General features: G+C 66.2%; 24 protein-coding genes and 3 tRNA genes. 19 read left to right on the forward strand and 8 right to left on the reverse strand.

The window, feature by feature from the left end; all coding sequences use genetic code 11:
- Positions 1-28: 28 nt before the first annotated feature.
- The 6 genes from OGL92_RS17925 to OGL92_RS17950 all read left to right on the forward strand — a co-directional run bounded on the left by OGL92_RS17925 (position 29) and on the right by OGL92_RS17950 (position 2,761).
- A tRNA-Glu gene (locus OGL92_RS17925) sits at positions 29-104 on the forward strand.
- Positions 105-182: 78 nt separating this feature from the next.
- Positions 183-258: transfer RNA gene (locus OGL92_RS17930), tRNA-Ala, on the forward strand.
- 50 nt (positions 259-308) lie between these two features.
- Positions 309-384, forward strand: a tRNA-Glu gene (locus tag OGL92_RS17935).
- A gap of 354 nt (positions 385-738) precedes the next feature.
- Positions 739-1,389, forward strand: a complete 651-nt coding sequence (locus OGL92_RS17940) for a bifunctional 4-hydroxy-2-oxoglutarate aldolase/2-dehydro-3-deoxy-phosphogluconate aldolase (protein WP_263146183.1) — start codon at positions 739-741, stop codon at positions 1,387-1,389.
- The gene (locus tag OGL92_RS17945; protein WP_263146185.1) at positions 1,386-1,820 is read left to right on the forward strand and encodes a thioesterase family protein; all 435 of its coding nucleotides are present in this window, start codon (positions 1,386-1,388) and stop codon (positions 1,818-1,820) included. Before OGL92_RS17940 ends, OGL92_RS17945 begins: the two co-directional genes overlap by 4 nt.
- Positions 1,821-1,882: 62 nt before the next feature.
- Positions 1,883-2,761 carry a GntR family transcriptional regulator gene (locus tag OGL92_RS17950; RefSeq protein ID WP_263146187.1) on the forward strand — a complete coding sequence of 293 codons (879 nt, stop codon included), beginning with the start codon at positions 1,883-1,885 and terminating at the stop codon, positions 2,759-2,761.
- Here OGL92_RS17950 and OGL92_RS17955 read toward each other — a convergent pair.
- Entirely contained in the window at positions 2,758-3,150 is a 393-nt protein-coding gene (locus OGL92_RS17955) for a hypothetical protein (RefSeq protein ID WP_263146190.1), read from the reverse strand. The two genes, OGL92_RS17950 and OGL92_RS17955, sit on opposite strands and share 4 nt — an antisense overlap.
- Before the next feature lie 133 nt (positions 3,151-3,283).
- Here OGL92_RS17955 and OGL92_RS17960 point away from each other — a divergent pair, with 133 nt between their 5' ends.
- Entirely contained in the window at positions 3,284-4,249 is a 966-nt protein-coding gene (locus OGL92_RS17960; protein WP_263146191.1) for a tRNA-dihydrouridine synthase, read from the forward strand.
- A gap of 25 nt (positions 4,250-4,274) precedes the next feature.
- Here the strand turns inward: OGL92_RS17960 and OGL92_RS17965 are convergent, their stop codons facing one another.
- Together OGL92_RS17965 and OGL92_RS17970 are read right to left on the reverse strand one after the other, a co-directional pair.
- A complete protein-coding gene (locus OGL92_RS17965; RefSeq protein ID WP_263146194.1) occupies positions 4,275-5,051 on the reverse strand; it encodes a hypothetical protein in 777 nt (258 codons plus the stop codon).
- 85 nt (positions 5,052-5,136) lie between these two features.
- Positions 5,137-6,117, reverse strand: coding sequence for a lysophospholipase (locus OGL92_RS17970; protein ID WP_263146196.1), 981 nt, complete (start codon positions 6,115-6,117; stop codon positions 5,137-5,139).
- A 156-nt stretch (positions 6,118-6,273) separates the two neighbouring features.
- Between OGL92_RS17970 and aroC the strand changes: the two genes are divergently transcribed.
- The 5 genes from aroC to mtnC all read left to right on the forward strand — a co-directional run bounded on the left by aroC (position 6,274) and on the right by mtnC (position 10,628).
- Positions 6,274-7,365, forward strand: coding sequence for a chorismate synthase (gene aroC / locus OGL92_RS17975; protein ID WP_263146198.1), 1,092 nt, complete (start codon positions 6,274-6,276; stop codon positions 7,363-7,365).
- Between the two features lie 99 nt (positions 7,366-7,464).
- On the forward strand, positions 7,465-8,649 hold the full coding sequence (locus OGL92_RS17980; protein ID WP_263146200.1) for an MFS transporter: 1,185 nt from the start codon (positions 7,465-7,467) through the stop codon (positions 8,647-8,649).
- Positions 8,646-9,266, forward strand: a complete 621-nt coding sequence (locus OGL92_RS17985) for a methylthioribulose 1-phosphate dehydratase (protein WP_263146202.1) — start codon at positions 8,646-8,648, stop codon at positions 9,264-9,266. The genes OGL92_RS17980 and OGL92_RS17985 overlap by 4 nt, the downstream gene beginning before the upstream one ends.
- Before the next feature lie 61 nt (positions 9,267-9,327).
- On the forward strand, positions 9,328-9,873 hold the full coding sequence (locus OGL92_RS17990; RefSeq protein ID WP_263146204.1) for an acireductone dioxygenase: 546 nt from the start codon (positions 9,328-9,330) through the stop codon (positions 9,871-9,873).
- Between the two features lie 71 nt (positions 9,874-9,944).
- A complete protein-coding gene (gene mtnC, locus OGL92_RS17995) occupies positions 9,945-10,628 on the forward strand; it encodes an acireductone synthase (protein WP_263146207.1) in 684 nt (227 codons plus the stop codon).
- Between the two features lie 24 nt (positions 10,629-10,652).
- Here mtnC and OGL92_RS18000 read toward each other — a convergent pair whose 3' ends face one another.
- Positions 10,653-11,000 (reverse strand): hypothetical protein, encoded by a 348-nt coding sequence (locus tag OGL92_RS18000; RefSeq protein WP_263146209.1) that lies wholly within the window; start codon positions 10,998-11,000, stop codon positions 10,653-10,655.
- A 149-nt stretch (positions 11,001-11,149) separates the two neighbouring features.
- Between OGL92_RS18000 and OGL92_RS18005 the strand changes: the two genes are divergently transcribed.
- On the forward strand, positions 11,150-11,341 hold the full coding sequence (locus OGL92_RS18005) for a PLD nuclease N-terminal domain-containing protein (RefSeq protein WP_263146211.1): 192 nt from the start codon (positions 11,150-11,152) through the stop codon (positions 11,339-11,341).
- A 71-nt stretch (positions 11,342-11,412) separates the two neighbouring features.
- Here OGL92_RS18005 and OGL92_RS18010 read toward each other — a convergent pair whose 3' ends face one another.
- Positions 11,413-11,883 carry a methylated-DNA--[protein]-cysteine S-methyltransferase gene (locus OGL92_RS18010; RefSeq protein WP_263146213.1) on the reverse strand — a complete coding sequence of 157 codons (471 nt, stop codon included), beginning with the start codon at positions 11,881-11,883 and terminating at the stop codon, positions 11,413-11,415.
- Positions 11,884-12,057: 174 nt separating this feature from the next.
- On the opposite strand from OGL92_RS18010, the gene speE reads away from it, so the two are divergent.
- Both speE and OGL92_RS18020 read left to right on the forward strand, forming a co-directional pair.
- Positions 12,058-12,918 (forward strand): polyamine aminopropyltransferase, encoded by an 861-nt coding sequence (gene speE, locus OGL92_RS18015; RefSeq protein ID WP_263146215.1) that lies wholly within the window; start codon positions 12,058-12,060, stop codon positions 12,916-12,918.
- A gap of 102 nt (positions 12,919-13,020) precedes the next feature.
- Positions 13,021-13,875 (forward strand): hypothetical protein, encoded by an 855-nt coding sequence (locus OGL92_RS18020; protein WP_263146217.1) that lies wholly within the window; start codon positions 13,021-13,023, stop codon positions 13,873-13,875.
- Positions 13,876-13,947: 72 nt separating this feature from the next.
- Here OGL92_RS18020 and OGL92_RS18025 read toward each other — a convergent pair whose 3' ends face one another.
- Positions 13,948-14,550 (reverse strand): peroxiredoxin C, encoded by a 603-nt coding sequence (locus OGL92_RS18025; RefSeq protein ID WP_263146220.1) that lies wholly within the window; start codon positions 14,548-14,550, stop codon positions 13,948-13,950.
- A 248-nt stretch (positions 14,551-14,798) separates the two neighbouring features.
- On the opposite strand from OGL92_RS18025, the gene OGL92_RS18030 reads away from it, so the two are divergent.
- Positions 14,799-15,014: a bacterioferritin-associated ferredoxin gene (locus OGL92_RS18030; RefSeq protein ID WP_263146221.1), complete on the forward strand. Its 216-nt coding sequence runs from the start codon at positions 14,799-14,801 to the stop codon at positions 15,012-15,014.
- A 204-nt stretch (positions 15,015-15,218) separates the two neighbouring features.
- On the forward strand, positions 15,219-15,689 hold the full coding sequence (gene bfr, locus OGL92_RS18035) for a bacterioferritin (RefSeq protein ID WP_263146224.1): 471 nt from the start codon (positions 15,219-15,221) through the stop codon (positions 15,687-15,689).
- Between the two features lie 59 nt (positions 15,690-15,748).
- Here the strand turns inward: bfr and grxD are convergent, their stop codons facing one another.
- On the reverse strand, positions 15,749-16,075 hold the full coding sequence (gene grxD, locus OGL92_RS18040) for a Grx4 family monothiol glutaredoxin (protein WP_263146226.1): 327 nt from the start codon (positions 16,073-16,075) through the stop codon (positions 15,749-15,751).
- Positions 16,076-16,241: 166 nt separating this feature from the next.
- Positions 16,242-18,347: a molybdopterin oxidoreductase family protein gene (locus tag OGL92_RS18045; RefSeq protein ID WP_263146228.1), complete on the reverse strand. Its 2,106-nt coding sequence runs from the start codon at positions 18,345-18,347 to the stop codon at positions 16,242-16,244.
- A gap of 317 nt (positions 18,348-18,664) precedes the next feature.
- Here OGL92_RS18045 and OGL92_RS18050 point away from each other — a divergent pair, with 317 nt between their 5' ends.
- Both OGL92_RS18050 and OGL92_RS18055 read left to right on the forward strand, forming a co-directional pair.
- Complete coding sequence (locus OGL92_RS18050; protein WP_263146229.1) at positions 18,665-20,005, forward strand: OprO/OprP family phosphate-selective porin; 1,341 nt, start codon at positions 18,665-18,667, stop codon at positions 20,003-20,005.
- Positions 20,006-20,115: 110 nt separating this feature from the next.
- Positions 20,116-21,249: a GNAT family N-acetyltransferase gene (locus tag OGL92_RS18055; RefSeq protein WP_263146230.1), complete on the forward strand. Its 1,134-nt coding sequence runs from the start codon at positions 20,116-20,118 to the stop codon at positions 21,247-21,249.
- Positions 21,250-21,293: the final 44 nt, after the last annotated feature.

Consider the following 21,293-nt stretch of genomic DNA (forward strand, 5'->3'; position numbering starts at 1 on the left):
GGGTCGATTGGTTGTAGAAGGGTTCTGCGTCCCCTTCGTCTAGTGGCCTAGGACACCGCCCTTTCACGGCGGTAACAGGGGTTCGAGTCCCCTAGGGGACGCCACTATTTTGCGCTTCCGTTCGACGGAAGCGAGGCCGGTGAAGACGGCCACACCCAGGCAGCTCAGGCTGCACGCTTTTCGGGGCTATAGCTCAGCTGGGAGAGCGCTTGCATGGCATGCAAGAGGTCGACGGTTCGATCCCGTCTAGCTCCACCAAACGTCAGACGAGGCCAGCCTTAGGGCTGGCCTCGTTCTTCGAAGGTTCTGTCCCCTTCGTCTAGTGGCCTAGGACACCGCCCTTTCACGGCGGTAACAGGGGTTCGAGTCCCCTAGGGGACGCCAGTTTCCCGCTTTGCGGGGTTTTCAAGGGTCATCCTTCGTGGATGGCCCTTTTGTTTTTTCAGCCCCTGGGCTTTTCCGCTTCTCTTCTCTTCTCGTTCCGACGATAGCCGGCATCAGCTGCCATGAGCGACGTGGCTGCGTTCCGGCGAAACCGGTCTCGACCGCGCCTCGGGCTCCTTCAGATCCAAATACTTTCCCCGTCTGGTCGTCTTTTCTTCGAACCCTGCACTTTCGATTGGCTCAGACGTATTGACCCGCACGGTGAGCCGCTACACTGCTGCCGGCGAAACGCCCGGATCCGCGACAGGAGCCGGAAGCCTTATCTGAGGAAGCGGTGGAGACGTGAGAGGCGCCATGAGGTTGACGATGGAAATGGTTTTGCAGAGGGCCCGCCCGGTCATGCCGGTCCTGGTGATCGAGGACATCGGCCTGGCGCTGGACCTTGCCGCGGCGTTGCGGGCGGGCGGCGTCGAGGTCCTCGAAGTCACCCTGCGCACGCCCCGCGCCCTGGACGCGGTCGCCGCCATCAGCCAGGCCTTTCCCGACCTGTTGGTGGGCGCCGGCACGCTGATCCATCCGGAGCAATTCCTCGAGGCGCGCGATGCCGGGGCGCAGTTCGTGGTCAGCCCGGGCTGCACCCAGCGCCTGGCCGCGGCCGCCGAAGATGCCGGGTTACCCTACCTGCCGGGCGTGATGACGCCTTCCGAAGTGCTTCAGGCGCTGGAATACGGGTATCGCTCGTTGAAGCTGTTCCCCGCCAACGGTAACGCCAGCGTGAAGATGCTCAAGAGCCTCAAGGGCCCGTTCACCGGCATCCGCTTCTGCCCGACTGGCGGCATCACCCCGGATAATCTCTCGGTGTTCCTGCGCCTGCCGAACGTCGCCTGCGTCGGCGGGACCTGGATCGCCCCGGAAAACCTCGTGCGCGCCCGCGCCTGGGATCAGATCACCCAACTGGCCCGCGAGGCCCGGGACATCGCCGGTGGACTGGAGCGGCAGCCATGAGCTGGGACCTCTCCGACCCCTTCGTCATCGATATCCAGGTCGGCGCCGAGGACATCGATGGCCTGGGCCATGCCAACAATGCGGTCTATGTTTCCTGGCTGGAGCGTTGCGCCTGGCGCCATTCCCAGAGCCTCGGCCTGGACCTCGCCGAGTACCGGCGCCTGGACCGGGCGATGGCGGTGGTGCGCCACGAGATCGATTACCTGGCCAGCGCCTACGAGGGCGAGGCCTTGCAAATAGGCACCTGGATCGTAGAGTCCGACCAGCGCCTGAAGATGGATCGACGCTTCCAGTTGGTCCGCCCGGCGGATGCCGTTACGCTGTTGCGCGCGCGTACGACGTTCGTCTGCATCGAACTGTCCAGCGGCAGGCCGAAACGCATGCCGGCGGAATTCATCGAAGGCTACGGAAAGGCGCTTCGCCAGACCTGAGTGCCGGAACAGAGGCCCGTGCTGGATTGGCACGGGCAACAGCCCAAGGAAGGGTTCGCGTCATGACACAAGGAACGAGTCATCCCACCTCGCTGCAGGTCAAGTTGGCCGCGCAGATTCTCGCGGCGATCCAGTCCGGCGAATTCGCCGTGGGCCGCCACCTCAAGGAAGTCGAACTGGCGAGTCGCTTCGGCGTGTCGCGCTCCCCGATCCGTGGCGCATTGGCCTACCTGGCGGCGCAGTCGCTGATCCAGCCGCTGCCCCAACAGGGCTATGGCGTACCGGCGCACGCGCGTCTGGAGCGTGGCCCGACCTGCCTGCCGTTGTGCGAGGACGAAGACCTGTACCGCCGCCTGATCCGTGATCGGTTGACCCGCCATCTGCCGGATCAGGTGATGGAAAGCGATCTGCTGCGCCGCTACGGCGTGGGCAAGGCCACCTTGCGTCGCTGCCTGTTGCGCCTGTCGGAGGAGGGCGTGATCCAGCGCCGGCATGGCCATGGCTGGTTGTTCCTGCCGACCCTGAATACTCCGCAGAAACGCTACGAGAGCTACCGCTACCGGATGCTGGTGGAGCCGGCCGGCCTGCTGGAGTCGACCTTCGCCCTCAGCGACGAGCGGCTCGCGCAATGCCGTCAGCAGCAACTGGAGTTGCTCGACCGGCTGCCCGACGGTTCGAGGTTCTTCGCGGCCAATGCCGAATTCCACGAGCTGCTCGCGGACGCGTCGGGGAACAGCTACATCCTCCAGGCGGTCCGGCAACAGAACCGCCTGCGTCGGCTCAGCGAGAGCCAGCGAACGGCGGACCCGGAGCACGTGAGGTTGTCGTGTCGCGAACACCTGGCGATCCTCGATGCCCTGGAGCAGGGCGACAACGAGTGGGCGTCGACCCTGTTGCACCGCCACCTGGAGGTTGCCAGCCGGCGCCATCTGCGGGATTAGTCCACCAGGGGCGAGAGGAAGACCCCGGTGGTGTCCACCATCACCTGATACTGGCGGGTCTCGCCCGGCTTGAGGATCGCCGACTGGTTGCTCCCGGGAATACCGGCCTGGGCGCAATAGCCGGCGCTGGAGAGGGCGACCGACAGGGCGACTTCACCGTTCGGCACACTGAGGGTGACGGATTGTTCCGGTGCCAGCTTCGCCGCCAACTGGCTGTTGACAAACAGCTCCACATCGCAGGCGTTGGGTGCGCTGTTGTCGCGGCCGACCATCAGGCGCGCGGCGGCCAGCGGCGAGGGGGCCGGCGGGCCCGGCGGGATTTCCGGGTCGTTGGCCGCCGAGGCCAGGGTGCAGGCGAACAGCATGGACAGGGCCAGTGGGCTACGCATCGGGTGACTCCAGCGATCGGGTTTCATGGGGGTTGGACCTTCGTCCCGCGGGGAAGGGTCCATGCTTCGCCGGCTTCGGTGGCTGGCCGTCCTGCTTTACACTGGCCGCCCTTTTCGACTGGCGAACCTCCCCATGCAAATCGCCCTGGCGCCCATGGAAGGCCTGGTGGACGACATTCTCCGCGACGTTCTCACCCGGGTCGGCGGCATCGACTGGTGCGTGACCGAGTTCATCCGGGTCAGCGACCGGTTGTTGCCCGCCAGCCATTTCCACAAGTTGGCGCCGGAACTGCGCAGGGGATCCATAACGCCGGCCGGCACGCCGATGCGCGTGCAGTTGCTTGGCTCCGACCCGGGCTGCCTGGCGGAGAACGCCGCCTATGCCTGCGAACTGGGCGCGCCGGCCATCGACCTGAATTTCGGCTGCCCGGCCAAGACGGTGAACAAGTCCCGCGGCGGCGCGGTGTTGCTCAAGGAGCCGGAGCTGCTCCACTCGATCCTTCGCGAGGTGCGCCGGGCGGTGCCCGCGGCGATTCCGGTGACGGCGAAGATGCGCCTGGGCTTCGACAGCCCGGAGGGCAGCCTGGATTGCGCTCGCGCGCTGGCCGAGGGCGGCGCCGGGCAGATCGTGGTGCACGCGCGGACCAAGTTGGAGGGCTACAAGCCGCCGGCGCACTGGGAGTGGGTGGCGCGGGTGCAGGAGGCGGTGCGGGTGCCGGTGTTCGCCAACGGCGAGATTTGGAGCCTGGAGGATTACTGGCGTTGCCGCGCCGTCAGCGGCGTGGAGGACGTGATGCTCGGCCGCGGGCTGGTCTCGCGCCCCGACCTGGCCCTACAGATCGCCGCCTGGCGCGCCGGGCGGGCGCCCCAGGCGCTGGAGTGGGCGGACCTGCATCCGCTGCTGCGGGATTTCTGGGCACAGGCGCGGCGCAAGCTGGCGCCGCGTTATGCCCCCGGGCGCTTCAAGCAATGGCTGGCGATGCTCACCCGCAACTATGCCGAGGCCTCCAGCCTGTTCGGCGAGATCCGCCGGGATGACGGCTGCGAGCGGCTCGACGCCTGGCTTGGCTACGATGCCGCGCGGCTCGACGTCGCCTGATCGGCGACAGCCTCCACGGTACGCCTCAGTGCGTGGCGATCCAGATCAGCAAGCCGGCCTGGAACACGGCGAATGCCACCAGGCAGGCGATGGTGAAGCGCAGGCTGCTGTCGTCGCGTTTGAAGGTGGCCAGGCGCTGGCTGAGGGTGCGTAGCTGGGTGTCCTGCTCCCGCAGGTTCTGATCGGCCATCTGCAGCATCGCGGCGGCTTCCAGCAGCTCGACGAACTGCACCTTTTCCTTGTTCCAGTCGCTGTGCAATTCGCTGACCCGGCCCGCGCCGTACTGGCCCTTCAACTGCAAGGCGTCCTGGTAGGTGATTTCGAAGCCTTGGGCGCGCAGCACGTGGTCGCGGCGCAGGCGGGCATCGTCGGTCAGCGCATCCTTGGCCGCCAGCGCACCGCCCTCGACCCGGTAATGCGCCCACTGCTGCTTGGCCCAGGCGATGCCCTGGGCCAGGAGGAAGCGCGCCAGGCCGCGGTTGATCGGATCGAGCGGCGCGCTGCCATCGGTTTCGAAACGGATGCTCTTCTCGCGGTGGTCGGCCCACACGTCCAGGGTGTTCTGGCGGTTGCGCGCGCGCTGGCCGGGCAGCTCGACGGTCAGGCGCAGCAGGCTCTGGTCGGGGCTGTGCCGCTCGACCCGACCCAACTGCACAAAGCGCAGGGGACGCGCGCCGGTGCTGCGGTCGGTGGGCAGGGCCGCCAGGCGCAGCAACTGCGTGCGCTCCGCCTGCAGCTCCGCCCAGGGGTGGGGGCGGTGCTGTTCTTCGGTGTCCTGGGGTTCGACTTCGGGTTCGATCATCGGCGCGTCCTCCTGCCACAGCATGCCAGCCGCGGCGCCATTGGCCAAGGAACGCGGCACGACGGGCCGCGAGGCCGTGGAGGCCTTATCGGCCGTCGGGCGCCGGGCTGGAGTCCGGCAGGCGCTGGATGAAGTCCAGCAGGTAGGCGCCGAGCTGGCCGGCCAGGGGCAGTTTCGGGTCGTCGTAGGAGGCCATCTGCTTCTTCACGTCGTCCGGGACCACCCGCAGCACGTGGTTCATGCCGCCGACCAAGGCCAGTTCGGCGTCCGGGCGCACAGCCTTGAGACGCTCGGCGTCAGCGACGTCCACCTGGATGTCGTGGGTGCCCTGGACGATCAGCGCGGGCATGCGCAGACGGGCGAAGGCTTCCGCCGGCTGCTGGCGGAACAGGCTGATCAGATAGGGCTGGACGCTGGGGCGGAACAGCACCTGCAATTCGTCCGGCACCTCGGCCACGGTCTGCCCGGCCTTGAGCGAGGCGATCAGCGCCGCGCTCTGCGCCAGCAGGGGCGGTGGCAGGCGGTAGCGCAACTGCTCGTCCAGCACCTGGTCGATCGGTCGCGAACTGCCGGCGATGACGATCAGCGCATCGGCACCGGCGTTTTCGGCGGCCAGGCTGGCGATCAGCGCGCCTTCGCTGTGGCCGATGAGGATCAGCGAACCGAAGCGCGGGTCGCTTTTGAGGCGTTGGCCCCAGGCGATGGCGTCGGCGACGTAGCCCTCGACGCTGAGGGTGCGCTCGTCCGGCGCCGCGGCCTTGCTCGCTGCCACGCCGCGCTTGTCGAAACGCACGCTGGCGACGCCGTGCTTGGCCAGCAACTGGGCCAGGCGCTTGAGGCTGTCGTTGTGGGCGCCATAGGGGTTGTTGCCGTCGCGATCGGTGGGCCCGGAGCCGGCGATCAGCAGCGCCACCGGCACGCGTTCCTCGGTTTTCGGCAGCAGCAGGCTGCCGTGCAGCGTCCCGCTGCCGGTCTCGAGGTCGATGGGCCGCTGCAGGATGGTATGCGGGGTGGCGTTGGCGAGGCTGGTGAACAGAAGCAGGGACAAGGCTAGGGCTCGCAACATCGAAGGGACATCGGTGGGGAAGGGGATGTGGCTTGGACGCGGAGCACCGGCCAAGGTTCTGCCGATCCGAGGCGGCCGGGGCGGAACTCGCCCGCGCGGCAGAGGGCCGAGTATACTCGGCGGCTCTGTTTCAGGCTGATTCCGTGGAGCGCCCGCATGTCCGGTAATACGTTCGGCAAGCTGTTCACCGTCACCACCGCCGGCGAAAGCCACGGGCCGGCGCTGGTCGCCATCGTCGACGGCTGTCCGCCGGGCCTGGACCTGTCCGCCGCGGACTTGCAGCACGATCTCGATCGGCGCAAGCCGGGCACCAGCCGCCACACCACCCAGCGCCAGGAAGCCGACGAGGTGGAAATCCTTTCCGGGGTGTTCGAGGGCAAGACCACCGGTTGCCCCATCGGCCTGCTGATCCGCAATACCGACCAGAAGTCGAAGGATTACTCGGCGATCAAGGACCTGTTCCGCCCGGCCCATGCCGATTACGCCTACCACCACAAGTACGGCATCCGCGACTACCGCGGCGGCGGCCGCAGTTCGGCGCGGGAAACCGCCATGCGCGTGGCCGCCGGTGCCATCGCCAAGAAGTGCCTGGCGCGCCAGGGCATCCGCGTGCGCGGCTACATGAGCCAGCTCGGCCCGATCGAAATCCCCTTCAAGAGCTGGGATTCCGTGGAGCAGAACGCCTTCTTCAGTCCCGACCCGGACAAGGTGGTAGAGCTGGAGGCCTACATGGACCAGTTGCGCCGCGACCAGGATTCGGTGGGCGCGAAGATCACGGTGATCGCCGAGGGCGTACCGCCGGGGCTCGGCGAGCCGATCTTCGACCGGCTGGATGCCGAACTGGCCCACGCGCTGATGAGCATCAATGCGGTGAAGGGCGTGGAGATCGGCGCCGGGTTCGCCTGCGTCGCCCAACGCGGCACCGAGCACCGCGACGAGCTGACGCCCCAGGGGTTCCTCTCCAACCATGCCGGCGGCGTGCTCGGCGGGATTTCCTCCGGCCAGCCGATCGTCGCCCACCTGGCGCTGAAGCCCACCTCCAGCATCACCACGCCGGGCCACTCAATCGATACCCGGGGGCAGCCGGTGGAGATGATCACCAAGGGCCGCCACGACCCCTGCGTGGGCATCCGCGCCACGCCCATCGCCGAGGCGATGATGGCCATCGTGCTGCTCGACCACCTGCTGCGCCAGCGCGCGCAGAACGCCGAGGTGCGGGTGGACACGCCGGTGCTGCCGCAGCTGTGAAGTCGTATCGGAGCGGACGTCCGCGACGCCTGCGCGCCCGTGACGACCGGCTGGCCGTCGACCGGTGGCCGCCCCTCGATCCGCCGATCGCCTAGCGGGGTGGCCCTGTTGCCCTATTGGCGGCTGTCGAGCTTCTATTTCTTCTACTTCGCCCTGCTCGGCGCCACCGCGCCGTTCCTGGCGCTGTACTTTCATCACCTGGGGTTCGCCAGCGCGCGGATCGGCGAGTTGGTGGCGATTCCCATGCTGATGCGCTGCGTCGCGCCCAACCTCTGGGGTTGGCTGGGCGACCGCAGCGGCCGCCGGCTGACCATCGTGCGCATGGGCGCGCTATGCACCCTGGCGAGCTTCGCGCTGATCTTCTTCAGCCACAGCTATGCCTGGCTGGCCCTGGTGATGGCGCTGCACGCGTTCTTCTGGCATGCCGTGCTGCCGCAGTTCGAGGTGATCACCCTGGCGCACCTGCGCGAGCAGGTCGCCCGCTACACGCAGATCCGCCTCTGGGGCAGCATCGGCTTCATCCTGACCGTAGCCGGCCTGGGCCTGCTGTTCCAATGGTGCAGCCTGGACTTCTATCCCTGGGCGCTGCTGGCGATCATGGCCGGCATCGTCCTCGCCAGCGGCTGGGTGCCCAACGCCACGCCGGCGATCCGCGGCGGCCCGGAGGGCGGCGGCTTCCTCAGCCAGCTACGCCGGCCGGGTGTCCTGGCGTTCTATGCCAGCGTCGGCTTGATGCAACTGTCCCATGGCCCTTACTACACCTTCTTCACCCTGCACCTGGAGACCCTCGGCTATGCCCGCGGGCTGATCGGCCAGCTATGGGCGCTGGGCGTGGTCGGCGAGGTGCTGCTGTTCATGGTGATGGCGCCGATCCTCGGCCGCTTCAGCCTGCGCCAGGTGTTGATCGCCAGCTTCCTGCTGGCGGCGCTGCGCTGGCTGCTGCTCGGCTCCTTCGCCGATCACCTGGGCGTGCTGCTGATCGCCCAGTTGCTCCACGCGGCGACCTTCGGCAGCTTCCACGGCGCGGCCATCCAATTCGTCCAGCGCAGCTTCGGCGCCTCCCAGCAAGGCCAGGGCCAGGCGCTGTACGCCGCCCTCGCGGGTATCGGCGGGGCGCTCGGCGCGCTGTATTCCGGCTATGCCTGGAGCGGCCTCGGCGCCGCCTGGACGTTTGGCCTCGCCAGCCTGGCCGCGCTGGGCGCCGCGGGCGTCGCCGTGGCTTACCTGAGCGATCGACCGCGCGCGGCGAACCCGCCCCTCGACACCACACAGGAGCAAACATGACTGCCCCACGCGAGCGACTCGCCCAAGAGATCATCGACGCCGGTCGTTTCCTCTACGAGCGCGGCTGGTCGCCGGCCACCAGCAGCAATTATTCGGCGCGGCTGTCGGCCGACCAGGCGCTGCTCACCGTTTCCGGCAAGCACAAGGGCCAGCTCGGCCCGGACGACGTGTTGGCCACCGACCTGGCCGGGAACAGCCTGGAGCCCGGCAAGAAGCCGTCGGCGGAAACCCTGCTGCATACCCAGCTATACACCTGGAAACCGGAGATCGGCGCGGTGCTGCATACCCATTCGGTGAACGCCACCGTGCTGTCGCGGCTGAGCCTGAGCGACTCCCTGGTATTCGCCGACTACGAATTGCAAAAAGCCTTCTCCGGGATTTCCACCCATGAAAGCCAGGTGCTGGTGCCGATCTTCGACAACGACCAGGACATCCGCCGCTTGGCCGCGGCGGTGCAACCCTGGCTGGATGCCCATCCCGATTGCGTCGGCTACCTGATCCGCGGCCATGGCCTTTACACTTGGGGGCCGCGGATGAGCGACGCGCTGCGTCAGGTCGAGGCGTTCGAGTTTCTCTTCGAGTGCGAACTGAAGCTGCGCGCCTTGCAGAAGAGCTGACGCCACGCCGCGCCCGAGACATACATGACGAGGGATGCCCGAATCCCCAGCAGGAGAGACCATGAGCAGCCTGAGCGTCTACCACGAGTCCAGCCCCGATCTGCCGGACAAGGTCCTGAGCCATGCCGAGGACATCGCCGCCACCCTGGCCGCGGTCGGCGTGCGCTTCGAGCGCTGGCAAGCCCGCGCGCCGGTCGCCGCGGGCGCCGGCCAGGAGGAGGTGATCGCCGCCTACCGGCATGAGATCGACAAGCTGATGAGCGAGCGTGGCTACGTCACCGTCGACGTCATCAGCCTCGCCGCCGATCATCCGCAGAAAGCCGAATTGCGCGCCAAGTTCCTCGACGAGCATCGCCACGGCGAGGACGAGGTGCGTTTCTTCGTCGCCGGACGCGGGCTGTTCGTCCTGCATATCGAGGATTACGTCTATGCCGTGCTCTGCGAGAAGAACGACCTGATTTCGGTGCCGGCCGGCACCCGCCACTGGTTCGACATGGGCGAGCAGCCGAATTTCGTCGCCATTCGCCTGTTCTCCAACCCCGAGGGCTGGGTCGCACGCTTCACCGGCGACGATATCGCCAGCCGCTTCCCGCGCCTGGAAGACTGATCCCGACCGGTCGAGGCCTTCCCGCCTCTCCGCGCCTGCGCCTTTCAAGCCCCCCTTTTCGAGGAAGCGTCATGCCCATCAAAGCCATCCTGACCGACATCGAGGGCACCACCAGCGCGGTGAGTTTCGTCTTCGACACCCTGTTCCCCTATGCCGCCGCCCATCTGCCGGCCTTCGTGCGGGCCCACGCGGATGAGGTCGAGGTCGCCTCGCAATTGGATGCGGTGCGCGCCGAGAGCGGCGAGCCGGACGCCGATACCGAGCGGCTGGTGCGGATCCTGCTGGAGTGGATCGCTCAGGACCGCAAGGTGACGCCCCTGAAAGCCTTGCAGGGCATGGTCTGGGCCGAGGGGTACCAGGCGGGGCAACTGAAAGGGCATGTCTACCCGGACGCGGTGGAGGCCTTGCAGCGCTGGCACGCCGCCGGTTACCGCCTCTACGTCTATTCGTCGGGTTCGATCCAGGCGCAGAAGCTGATCTTCGGGTGCTCCCAGGCGGGCGACCTAGCCCCGTTGTTTTCCGGCTATTTCGATACGCTGTCCGGCGGTAAACGCGAGGCGGCGTCCTACGAGCGGATCGTGCAGGCGATCGGCGTATTGCCCGCCGAGGTGCTGTTCCTCTCCGATATCCTCGAAGAGCTGGACGCCGCGCGCCTGGCCGGCCTGCACACCTGCGGGCTGGTTCGCCAGGGGGGCGAGCTGCCCGGCCATGCGCAGGTGACGGATTTCAGCGAAATCGATCCGACGCGTTTCTGAGCCGACTCTTCGTCGGCCGGCGCGTCACTCCGTGCTGCGGTCGGTGCGTTCCTTGACCATGTCCTGGCCGCTTTGCTGGCGCTCCGTTCCCAGTTGGCCGTTGCGCTGCTGGCGGTCGTAGTCGTCCTGGCTCTGCTGCGGTGCATCGCTCCCACCGACGCCGCCGCCATTGCGCCGCGCCGGGTTGGCGTTGCCGTTGGGGGTCGGCGCCTGCGGCGTGACGGTGGTGGGGTTGTTGATCACCGGGGCGTTGGGCCCAGTGGCCGGGCCGGACGGCGAGGAGGTGGCCGCGCCCGGTGCCGAGCCGGCGGCCTGCACGGCGCCGGCGAGCAGCGCGCTCAAGGAGAAGGCGATGAGGGCAGAAGTTTTCATGGCAGCTCCAAAGGATTCGGGATACTGGGTTTTGAACCCCCGGGAGGCGGCGCGGTTCGGTGCGATTGGAGGCCGCTTCCACCACTCGTCGGAACCCTTTGCCGCGTTAGGCTCTCCTAAGGGGTAACCCCATCGACAGGAGTGGCTCCATGGGTTCCATGTTAAGCGGGCTGGCCAGCCTGATCATTCTCGCCCTGGATATCTGGGCGATCATCAACGTGCTTAAAAGCAGCGCGGAAACCGGGATGAAGATTCTCTGGGTGCTGTTGATCCTGTTCCTGCCCGTGCTCGGCCTGATCATCTGGGCCATCGCCGGCCCGCGGGGCAACGTGCGCATCTGACCGAGGCGCAGGGCTTCCCGAAGAGCTTCCCCCTGGCTCGCCAGGCGCCCTCGAAGGCGTCCGGCCGGCACCTAGAGCCAGGCACCTTCCAGCCGCAGGAGCAACTCCTTGCGCGGCAGACCGCCGGCATAGCCGGTGAGGCTGCCATTGCTGCCGATCACCCGATGACAGGGCACGATCACCGCGATCGGGTTGGCGCCGTTGGCGGTACCCACCGCGCGTATCGCCCTGGGCCGCTGGATACGCCGGGCCAACTCGGCGTAGCTGGTGGTATGGCCGAAGGGGATTTCCTGCAAGGCGGTCCACACTTCGCGCTGGAAAGGGGTGCCGCCCAGGTCCAGCGGGAGCTCGAACGCCCGCCGCCGGCCCGCGAAATAGTCGTCGAGCTGGCGGCAGGCTTCGTCCAGTTGGCGGATCGCCGGACGCCAGTGGGCTTGTAGCGGCATCGGCCTGGCATCGTCCATGTGCACCCGACTCAGGCCGACGGGCGTGGCCACCAGCAGCAAACGCCCGAGCGGACTGTCGTGATAACGGTAATCCATGAAAAACCTCCTTTACCGGATAGATCGCGCCCCGGGTCGACTAGTCCTGGCGAATTCGCGTCCGCCGGCGATTCCAACCGCCATGGGGCGCCGCGTAGAATGCGCGCCTTTGCGGAGCGGACGTCTTCGGGCGCCGTTTGTCCGTGCTCCATTTGCCAGTTGGGAGACTGCCCCATGAGCGATTATCAGGAAACCCTCTATGACGGTTATGGCCAGCGTTTTCGCATGGATAAGCTGCTCCACGAGGTGCGCACCGAGCACCAGCACCTGGTGATTTTCGAAAACGCCCGGATGGGGCGGGTGATGGCGCTCGACGGGGTGATCCAGACCACCGAGGCGGACGAGTTCATCTATCACGAGATGCTTACCCATGTGCCGCTCGTCGCCCATGGCGCCGCCCGCCGGGTCCTGATCATCGGCGGCGGCGACGGCGGCATGCTCCGCGAGGTGTGCAAGCATCCGGACGTCGAGCGGATCACCATGGTGGAGATCGACGGCACCGTGGTGGAGATGTGCAAGACCTACCTGCCGGGGCATTCCCAGGGCGCCTTCGAGGATCCGCGGCTCGACCTGGTGATCGACGATGGCATGCGCTTCGTGGCGAACACGGCGGAACGCTTCGACGTGATCATCTCCGACTCCACCGACCCCATCGGTCCGGGCGAGGTGCTGTTCTCCGAGAACTTCTACCAGGCGTGCCGCCGCTGCCTGAACGACGGCGGCATCCTGGTGACCCAGAACGGCACGCCGTTCATGCAGCTTGCCGAGGTGCAGACCACGGCCGGTCGGATGAACGGCCTGTTCGCCGACTGGCATTTCTACCAGGCCGCGGTGCCCACCTACATCGGCGGCGCGATGACCTTCGCCTGGGGCAGCACCGACGCCGCCTACCGGCGGTTGCCGCTGGACGTCCTGCGGCAGCGCTTCGCCAGCAGCGGGATCGCCACGCGCTACTACAATCCCGAGGTCCACCAGGGAGCGTTCGCCCTGCCGCAGTACGTGTTGCAGGCGGTGAACAAGACCGGCAACGACTGACCCGCACGGCATCCGAATGGAGTTCGTCGCGCGCGGCGGGCTCTCCCATGAATCATCCACTCGCGATCGGCGTCCGGGCCGATCGTGTCGATAGGAATGCATATGCAGGAAGCGATACGGGTTTTCGTCGGCTGCGACCCCAACGATTGCGATCTCGAGCAGATGATGGTGCTGGACTACAGCATCCGCAAACACACCCGCCAGCCCGTGGATATCCACTGGATGCAACTGTCCCGCGATCCCCAGAGTTTCTGGTACTCCGACCCGGAGAAGAAGCTGGGCTGGCGCACCGAGGCCTGGCCGACGCCGTTCTCGGCGTTCCGCTGGGGCATCCCGGCGTTCTGCAACTATTCGGGCAAGGCGATCTACATGGACACGGACATGATCGTCCTGTGCGACCTCGCCGAACTGTGGAACACCCCGTTCGAGCCAGGCAAGGTGGTGATGGCCAAGGGTGGCGAGGAATCCTGGCGCTTCTGCGTCTCCATGTGGGATTGCGAACGCGCCGAAGCCCACCTGCCGCCGATCGACGCGTTGAAGGGCAAGCCGGAAAGCCACCAGAGCCTGAAGCGCTACTACAAGGAACACACGGAGGTGATCCAGCCGTTCGACACCCAGTACAACAACATCGACGGGGAGAACGTCCCTGTCGAGCGGATCAAGATCCTGCACTACTCGGACATGGGCACCCAGTTCTCCCATCGGATGTCCTTCGCCCGTCTGGCGCAGGAAGGCACGCGGCACTGGTTCGACGGCGAGGTGATGGCGCACCCGCGGCAGGATCTGCAGGCGCTGTTCGAGCGTTATTACGCGGAAGCCCTGGCCAGCGGGTATTCCCTGGAGAACTATCGGGCGAAACCGGTATTCGGCGCGTTTCCCAAGTACTCGCAGAAAGGCTACACCGGCAACCGCGTGACCCGGCCCAAGCACTGGTGGAGGACGCTCAAGTTCTGGTGAGTGCCGGCTGTCCGCCATGAAAAAAGCCCGTATCGCGCGATACGGGCTTTTTTCGTTGCGCCGTGGATCCCTTTACAGGTTGCCGGCGTTTTCCGACAGGTACTGGGCCACGCCATCCGGCGTGGCGGTCATGCCCTTGTCGCCTTTCTTCCAGTTGGCCGGGCAGACTTCGCCGTGTTCTTCGGTGAACTGCAGGGCATCCACCAGGCGCAACAGCTCGTCCATGTTACGGCCCAGCGGCAGGTCGTTGACGATCTGCGAGCGGACGATGCCGTGGGTGTCGATCAGGAAGGCGCCGCGGAATGCCACGCCGCCTTCGGACTCGACGTCATAGGCCTTGGCGATCTCGTGCTTGACGTCGGCGGCGAGGGTGTATTTCACCGGGCCGATGCCGCCTTTTTCCACCGGCGTGTTACGCCAGGCGTTGTGGCTGAAGTGGGAGTCGATGGAGACGCCGATGACTTCCACGTTGCGTGCCTGGAAATCCGGAATGCGGTGATCGAGGGCGATCAGCTCGGAAGGGCAGACGAAGGTGAAGTCCAGCGGGTAGAAGAACACCAAGCCGTATTTGCCTTTGATGGCCGAGGACAGGGTGAAGCTTTCGACGATCTCGCCGTTGCCCAGCACCGCGGCGACGTCGAAGTCCGGAGCTTTCTTGCCTACGAGTACGCTCATTTATTTCTCCTGGTGTCATGAGTCGTGAAGGGCGGGGAACGGAGGAGGGACACTACCGTTCGTCGAACCCTTCGGGGGCGCCATCATACACCCAGCCTTTTACTCACGCCCTCCCTGCGTTGAAGCCACGCCCTGCCTGGCTTGCAGGCGTGGGCTGGAAGGAATCGAGCCCAATTCCAGAGTTTTGACAATCATTCTCATTACTATTAATATCCCGCCGAAGCTCATTCGCCGAGGGCCCATCCTCCATGTATGTCTGTCTCTGCCAAGGTGTCACCGACGGTCAGATTCGCGATGCGATCTACGAAGGCTGCTGCAGTTATCGAGAGGTCCGCGAAACCCTCGGCGTGGGAACCCAATGTGGCAAGTGCGCCTGCCTGGCCAAGCAGGTGGTACGCGAGACCCTGGGCGAGGTGCAGAGCGGCAACGCCCTGGCCTATTCGGCGAATTTCGTCGCCGCCTGATCGACACGAATGAACGAACCGGACCTCGAGTCCGGTTTTTTTATGCCTGCAATTCAACGGGTTAGCGCCGAGTCGCGGAACAAAAACATTCGTATTCATATTCAAATTCACTTATATTTCAATAACTTAGGTTTGACACGCGGCTCGACTATGGCCAGAATTCCACCCTGAGCACATTCCAAACCGCAACAGCAGGACCTCGATATGAAAGGCGACAAGCAAGTCATCCAGCATCTCAACAAGATCCTCGGCAACGAGCTGGTCGCGATCAATCAATACTTCCTGCATGCGCGCATGTACCAGGACTGGGGTCTGAAGAAGCTCGGCGATCACGAGTACCACGAGTCCATCGACGAGATGAAGCACGCGGACAAGCTGATCAAGCGCATTCTCTTCCTCGAAGGCCTGCCCAACCTGCAAGAGCTGGGCAAGTTGCTGATCGGCGAGAACACCCGGGAAATGCTGGAGTGCGACCTGCAACTCGAGCACAAGGGCGTACCCGACCTGAAGGTGGCGATCGCCTACTGCGAGAGCGTCGGCGACTATGCGACCCGCGAATTGCTCGAAGACATCCTCGAGTCCGAGGAAGAGCACATCGACTGGTTGGAAACCCAGCTCGGCCTGATCGACAAGGTCGGTTTGCCGAACTACCTGCAATCGCAGATGGACGAATAAACCCGGCCATGAAAAAAGCCCCGCGATGCGGGGCTTTTTTTGGCCTGGATTCCGTGGAATCAGGCGTCGGTCTTCTGCACGGCGGCCTTGATGATTTCCTGCAGTTCACCCTTTTCGAACAGCTCGGCCATGATGTCGCTGCCGCCGACCAGTTCGCCGCCGACCCAGAGTTGCGGGAAGGTCGGCCAGTTGGCGTATTTCGGCAGGTTGGCGCGGATTTCCGGATTCTGCAGGATGTCGACGTAGGCGAACTTTTCGCCGCACGCCATGACCGCTTGCGCGGCCCGGGCCGAGAAGCCGCACTGGGGCGCATTCGGCGAGCCTTTCATATAGAGCAGAACGGTATTGTTGGCGATCTGCTCTTTGATGGTTTCGATGATATCCATGGTTACACCTCGGCTTGACTGACCCGACGCAGCGTCGGCACGGTGGCCGCATTGTATCGGAAAGCCGAGTGAATCGCTCGGCCTCTGCGCGCGCCGGAGTAGCGGTGTAGGGCGCGGACGCCCCCGGCGCGCCCGCACGAGCCGAGGCGTGTGGCGAGGAAACGCCTCAAGCCGCCTCCACTTCCACCGGTACGCCATTCAGCACCGCGTTGCCGGACAGGGCGTCCAGCTCACGCTCGTCGGTGATGTCGTTGGCGCTGGCGCCCGGCTGGCGGCGGGCGATTTCCAGTTGGACGCCGCGACGCGCATGACCCCAGCCATGGGGCAGGCTGACCACGCCGGGCATCATGTCCTCGCTGGCCGCGACTTCCACCTCGATGCTGCCGACCCGGGAGCTCACGCGCACCCGTTGACCGTCCTGCAGGCCCCGCTGCGCCAGGTCGGCGGGATTCATCAGCAACTGGTGACGCGGCTTGCCCTTCACCAGCCGGTGATAGTTGTGCATCCAGGAATTGTTGCTGCGTACGTGGCGGCGGCCGATCAGCAGCAGCGAGTCGGCGGCCGGCACGCAGGCCTCGGCGAAGCGCTGCAGGTCGCCGAGCAGCAACTCGGGCGCTGCCTGGATCTTGCCTTGCGGGGTGCGCAGCCGTGGCGCCAGGTTCGGCGCCAGGGGACCGAGGTCGAGGCCGTGGGGATGCTCGCGCAGGCGCTCCAGGGTAAGCCGGCGTTCGCTGCGGTCGCCGTGGGGCCCGCCGCGCAGACCCGCATCGATCATCTGCTGCGGGGTCGCCACCGGTTTGCCGTCGAGACCGTTGTGGGTCGCGAAGGCCCGGGCCAGGCCGACGAAAATTTCCCAGTCGTGCAGGGCGCCCTGGGGCTTCGGCAGTACCGCTTCGTTGAAGCGGGTGACGTTGCGCACGGCGAACAGGTTGAAGGTGGAGTCGTAGTGATCGTGCTCCAGCGGCGCGGTGGACGGCAGGATCAGGTCGGCATAGCGGGTCGTCTCATTGATGTAGAGGTCGATGCTGAGCATGAACTTCAGGCCGTCCAGCGCCTGTTCCAGGCGGCGGCCGTTGGGCGTGGAGAGCACCGGGTTGCCGGCCACGGTCACCAGGGCGCGGATCTGGCCTTCGCCGCCGGTGAGCATTTCCTCGGCCAGGGCCGAGACCGGCAGTTCCCCGCCATATTCCGGCAACCCGGAAACCCGGCTGCGCCAGCGGTCGAAGTGACCGCCGGAGGTGTTCGCCACCAAGTCCACGGCCGGTTGCGTACACAGGGCGCCGCCCACCCGATCGAGGTTGCCGGTGACCAGGTTGATCAGTTGGATCAGCCACTGGCAGAGGCTGCCGAAGGCCTGAGTGGAGACCCCCATGCGTCCGTAGCACACCGCGCTGTCGGCGGCGGCGAAATCCCGTGCCAGGCCGCGGATCGCCTCGGCCGGAATGCCGCAGCGTGCCGCCATGGCCTCGGCGGAAAAATCGGCGATGGCGCTGCGCACCCGCTCCAGGCCTTCCACCGGCAGGTGGCTGGGGCGCACGAGGTGTTCCTCGAACAGCGTGTGCAGCAGGCCGAACAGCAGCGCCGCGTCCTGCCCCGGGCGGACGAACAGGTGGCGGTCGGCGAGGGCGGCGGTCTCGCTGCGGCGCGGGTCCACCACCACCAGCTGGCCGCCCCGCGCCTTCAGCGCTTTCAAGCGTTTTTCCACGTCGGGGACGGTCATGATGCTGCCGTTGGAGGCCAGCGGATTGCCGCCGAGGATCAGCATGAATTGCGTGTGATCGATATCCGGGATCGGGATGAGCAGGCCGTGCCCGTACATCTGCTGGCTGATCAGGTGATGGGGCAACTGGTCGACCGAGGTGGCGGAGAACCGGTTGCGGGTCTTCAACAGGCCGAGGAAATGGTTGCTGTGGGTCATCAGCCCATAGTTGTGCACGCTGGGGTTGCCCTGGTACACGGCCACCGCGTCGCGGCCGTGGCGCGCCTGGATATCGCTCAGTCGGCGCGCGACCAGGGCGAAGGCCTCGTCCCAGTCGATCGCCAGCCACTCGTCACCGACGCGCAGCATCGGCTGGCGGAGGCGGTCCGGGTCGTCCTGGATGTCCTGCAACGCCACCGCCTTGGGACAGATGTGCCCGCGGCTGAAGCTGTCCTGGGCGTCGCCCTTGATGGACAGGATGCGCATGCGCCCCTCCGCGTCGGTCTCGGTTTCCAGGGTCAGGCCGCAGATGGCCTCGCACAGGTGGCAGGCACGGTGGTGAAGGGTGGTCATGGCCGGTCTCATGTCGATACGAGGGAGCGGGGCGAGCGAAGCGCTCGGCCGCCGTCCGACTATGGCCCCGGCCAGGCGTACCCGCCAGCGACGGGCGCGCCATGAATCCACCGGCATAAGACGCGACGATGGCGGCGATTCGTCGAGATCGACCCCGGAAAATCCGGCTGGCGTCCCGAATCCCGAAAAAGTTCCCGTGTAATCAAACCTTTATCGAACAGCCACGGCGCTGACACACGGCCTCGCCAAGATTCCCCCAGCACGAACGAGCCCAGGCTCGGGTGTCATTCAACGCTAAGACTAAGGGGAATCCTTCGATGCTTCGTAAGCACAGTTTCCGTGGGGTGAAGGCCGGTTTCGCCGGTAGCGCGCTGGCCCTGGCCATTTCCGCCCAGGCATTCGCCGGCACCGTCACCACCGATGGCGCTGATATCGTGGTCAAGACCAAAGGCGGTCTTGAAGTGTCGACCACCGACAAGCAGTTCGGCTTCAAGATCGGGGGCCGCCTGCAGGCGGACTACAGCCGCTTCGATGGCATCTTCACCCAGAACGGCGACACGGCCGACGCCGCTTACTTCCGCCGCGCCTTCCTGGAGATTTCCGGCGTGGCCTTCACCGACTGGTCGTACATCATCAACTACGATCTGTCCCATAACAGCGGCAGCTCCGACGACGGTTACTTCGATGAAGCCTCGATCAGCTACAACGGCTTCGCGCCGCTGTCGATCAAGGTCGGCCGTTTCGACCCGGACTTCGGCCTGGAAAAAGCCACCAGTTCCAAGTGGGTCACCGCCCCGGAGCGCAACGCCGCCTATGACCTGATCGACTGGGCCAACTCCCACCAGAACGGCATGGGTATCCAGGCGCTGGCATTGATCGGCGACTCGGGCTACGCCTCCACCAGCCTGAGCAGCAAGGACAACAACGACACCGACGGCGACAGCGTCAAGCAATTCAACGCCCGCGGCGTGTTCGCCCCGCTGCACGAAGCCGGCAATGTCCTGCACGTCGGCGTCAACGTGGCCCGCCGCGACGTCTCCGACACTGCCTTCGACGCGCGCTTCCGTTCCCGCCTGAACATGCGCGGCGTGGAAACCCTCGGTGGCAACGATGCCGGCAGCAACGGCTATCGCCCGGTGTTCGGCGGCGCCAACAACTCCCCGGCCGGTTCCTACGACAACGACACCGCCTGGGGTCTGGAAGCGGCCTGGGCGATGGGTCCGCTGTCGCTGCAAGGCGAATACCTCAAGCGCAAGCTGAAGGCCGACTCCGATGCCTATCACGACATCAAGGGCGACGGTTATTACGCCCAGTTGGCCTACACCCTCACCGGCGAGCCGCGCGGCTACAAGGTGGGCCGCTTCGACAGCATCAAGCCGGAGAACAAGCAGATCGGCGCCTGGGAGCTGTTCTACCGCTTCGACAGCCTGAGCGTGGACGACAAGAACATCGTCACCGCCACGGCCACCCGCGATCTGGGCGACGGCGAGGCCAAGGTGCATAACCTGGGCGTCAACTGGTACGCCACCGAGGCGGTGAAACTGAGTGCCACGTACGTCAAGGCGAAGACCGACAACGTCACCAACGCCGTCAGCGGCGTGCGCACCGGCGACGACAGCGGCGATGGGTTCATCGTCCGCGCCCAGTACGTGTTCTAACGAGCAGGGTTCCGTTGTGATTGTTCGCCCCGCCTCGCGCGGGGCTTTTTTCGTTGCGCGCCGCCGTCCATGGCCTTTTCTTTGCCGCAGGCGCGCGCCAGACTGCGTCCATGCCGATCCAGACCCTGCACCGCCTCGCCGATCTCGAACCCCGCCAGTGGGATGCCCTGCTGCCGTCCGCGCAACCTTTCCTGCGTCACGCCTTCCTGTCCGCCCTGGAAGACAGCGGCAGCGTGGGCGCCGCCAGCGGCTGGCAGCCGGAGCATCGGCTGCTGCGCGACGACCAGGGACGCTTGCGCGCCGCGGCGCCGGCCTACCTGAAAAGCCATTCCTATGGCGAGTACGTCTTCGACTGGGCCTGGGCCGACGCCTGCCAGCGCGCGGGCATCCCCTACTACCCGAAGCTGCTGGCGGCGGTGCCCTTTTCGCCGGTGAGCGGGGCGCGTTTGCTCGGGGATCCGGCGGCGGCACGGGAACTGCTCGAGGGCTGGGTCGACGAGCTCGATCGCGCGGGCGTTTCCGGGCTGCACGTCAATTTCACCCGCGCCGCCGACGACGCCCAACTGGCCGGGCGCGAGGACTGGCTGGAGCGCCTGGGTTGCCAGTTCCATTGGCACAATCGCGGCTATCGCGATTTCCAGGATTTCCTCGATGCCTTCAGTTCGCGCAAGCGCAAGCAGGTGCGCAAGGAGCGCGAGCAAGTGGCGGGGCAGGGCATCGATTTCGCCTGGCTGCAAGGCGGCGAGCTGCGCGAGGCCGACTGGGACTTCGTCTATGCCTGTTACGCCAATACCTATCACGTCCGCGGTCGAGAGCCCTACCTGACGCGGACCTTCTTCAGCCTGCTGGCCGAGCGGATGCCCGAGGCGATCCGCGTGGTGCTGGCGCGCCAGGGCACCCGTCCGGTGGCGATGGCGTTCTCGCTGGTCGGCGACGACAGCTTTTATGGACGGTACTGGGGGTGCCTGGCGGAGTTCGACCGGCTGCACTTCGAGACCTGTTTCTACCAGGGCATCGACTACGCGATCGGCCAGGGCCTGCAACGCTTCGACGCCGGCGCCCAGGGCGAGCACAAGCTGATCCGCGGCTTCGAGCCGGTGCTCACGCGTTCTTGGCATCACCTTCGGCACCCCGGGCTGCGGGCGGCGGTGGCCGAGTTTCTCGAGCAGGAAAGGGCCGGCATCCGGCGCTATGCCGAACAGGCGCGGGAGGCGCTGCCCTATCGGCGCGACGACCAGGGCTGAGTCGGTCTCCCTGCGACCCGGCCGCTGGACAGGGCGCGCCGTGC

Source organism: Pseudomonas sp. RIT-PI-AD, from assembly GCF_025642785.1.
GTDB lineage: Bacteria > Pseudomonadota > Gammaproteobacteria > Pseudomonadales > Pseudomonadaceae > Pseudomonas_T.

Bases quoted from the DNA above. Each gene is read 5' to 3' on its own strand.
- OGL92_RS17940 (WP_263146183.1), top strand. From the start codon at position 739: ATGAGGTTGACGATGGAAATGGTTTTGCAGAGGGCCCGCCCGGTCATG.
- OGL92_RS17945 (WP_263146185.1), top strand. From the start codon at position 1,386: ATGAGCTGGGACCTCTCCGACCCCTTCGTCATCGATATCCAGGTCGGC.
- OGL92_RS17950 (WP_263146187.1), top strand. From the start codon at position 1,883: ATGACACAAGGAACGAGTCATCCCACCTCGCTGCAGGTCAAGTTGGCC.
- OGL92_RS17955 (WP_263146190.1), bottom strand. From the start codon at position 3,150: ATGCGTAGCCCACTGGCCCTGTCCATGCTGTTCGCCTGCACCCTGGCC.
- OGL92_RS17960 (WP_263146191.1), top strand. From the start codon at position 3,284: ATGCAAATCGCCCTGGCGCCCATGGAAGGCCTGGTGGACGACATTCTC.
- OGL92_RS17965 (WP_263146194.1), bottom strand. From the start codon at position 5,051: ATGATCGAACCCGAAGTCGAACCCCAGGACACCGAAGAACAGCACCGC.
- OGL92_RS17970 (WP_263146196.1), bottom strand. From the start codon at position 6,117: ATGTTGCGAGCCCTAGCCTTGTCCCTGCTTCTGTTCACCAGCCTCGCC.
- aroC (WP_263146198.1), top strand. From the start codon at position 6,274: ATGTCCGGTAATACGTTCGGCAAGCTGTTCACCGTCACCACCGCCGGC.
- OGL92_RS17985 (WP_263146202.1), top strand. From the start codon at position 8,646: ATGACTGCCCCACGCGAGCGACTCGCCCAAGAGATCATCGACGCCGGT.
- OGL92_RS17990 (WP_263146204.1), top strand. From the start codon at position 9,328: ATGAGCAGCCTGAGCGTCTACCACGAGTCCAGCCCCGATCTGCCGGAC.
- mtnC (WP_263146207.1), top strand. From the start codon at position 9,945: ATGCCCATCAAAGCCATCCTGACCGACATCGAGGGCACCACCAGCGCG.
- OGL92_RS18000 (WP_263146209.1), bottom strand. From the start codon at position 11,000: ATGAAAACTTCTGCCCTCATCGCCTTCTCCTTGAGCGCGCTGCTCGCC.
- OGL92_RS18005 (WP_263146211.1), top strand. From the start codon at position 11,150: ATGGGTTCCATGTTAAGCGGGCTGGCCAGCCTGATCATTCTCGCCCTG.
- OGL92_RS18010 (WP_263146213.1), bottom strand. From the start codon at position 11,883: ATGGATTACCGTTATCACGACAGTCCGCTCGGGCGTTTGCTGCTGGTG.
- speE (WP_263146215.1), top strand. From the start codon at position 12,058: ATGAGCGATTATCAGGAAACCCTCTATGACGGTTATGGCCAGCGTTTT.
- OGL92_RS18020 (WP_263146217.1), top strand. From the start codon at position 13,021: ATGCAGGAAGCGATACGGGTTTTCGTCGGCTGCGACCCCAACGATTGC.
- OGL92_RS18025 (WP_263146220.1), bottom strand. From the start codon at position 14,550: ATGAGCGTACTCGTAGGCAAGAAAGCTCCGGACTTCGACGTCGCCGCG.
- OGL92_RS18030 (WP_263146221.1), top strand. From the start codon at position 14,799: ATGTATGTCTGTCTCTGCCAAGGTGTCACCGACGGTCAGATTCGCGAT.
- bfr (WP_263146224.1), top strand. From the start codon at position 15,219: ATGAAAGGCGACAAGCAAGTCATCCAGCATCTCAACAAGATCCTCGGC.
- grxD (WP_263146226.1), bottom strand. From the start codon at position 16,075: ATGGATATCATCGAAACCATCAAAGAGCAGATCGCCAACAATACCGTT.
- OGL92_RS18045 (WP_263146228.1), bottom strand. From the start codon at position 18,347: ATGACCACCCTTCACCACCGTGCCTGCCACCTGTGCGAGGCCATCTGC.
- OGL92_RS18050 (WP_263146229.1), top strand. From the start codon at position 18,665: ATGCTTCGTAAGCACAGTTTCCGTGGGGTGAAGGCCGGTTTCGCCGGT.
- OGL92_RS18055 (WP_263146230.1), top strand. From the start codon at position 20,116: ATGCCGATCCAGACCCTGCACCGCCTCGCCGATCTCGAACCCCGCCAG.